The organism is Streptomyces rugosispiralis (assembly GCF_024505145.1).
GTDB classification, from domain to species: Bacteria; Actinomycetota; Actinomycetes; order Streptomycetales; family Streptomycetaceae; genus Streptomyces; species Streptomyces rugosispiralis.
The window spans coordinates 1-407 of record NZ_JANIAA010000247.1 but is presented as its reverse complement, the minus strand read 5'-3'; the positions used below and the strand labels follow the sequence as shown (position 1 = coordinate 407).

1 protein-coding gene is annotated in these 407 nt (G+C 61.7%); it reads left to right on the top strand.

The window, feature by feature from the left end:
* Positions 1-61 precede the first annotated feature (61 nt).
* A partial coding sequence (locus NP777_RS47285; protein WP_449343573.1) for a hypothetical protein occupies positions 62-407 on the top strand: 346 nt, incomplete at its 3' end.

Sequence of the window (407 nt, the reverse complement as noted above, 5' to 3'; positions counted from 1 at the left end):
CCCCTACCCACCCATCTCAGCCGCCGCCGGCAGCCCCAGCTCCGTCGAAACCGCGGCCACCATGGGCATCGGCGCCATCATGGGCGGCCTCTACCTCGGCTTCGACCTCCTCGAAAACATGGTCAAGCTCTACGACAAAACACTCGCCGCCACCGACCACCCCCACCCGACCACACCACGCAAAATGGTCGCGATCTCAGGCGGAATGCACTGCGCCGAAACAACAGCACAGGCCCGCACCGAAGCCAAACCCCTCTTCGAGATGGCCAAACTCTCCACCGACGCCTACGAACGACTCTCCAAACTCTCCCACGACTACGCCTACATGGGCGCCGTCAAAAACATCGACTTCAACGACCAGGAATACATGTACGAACACTCCCAAGGCTTCATGGTCGGCGACCCCG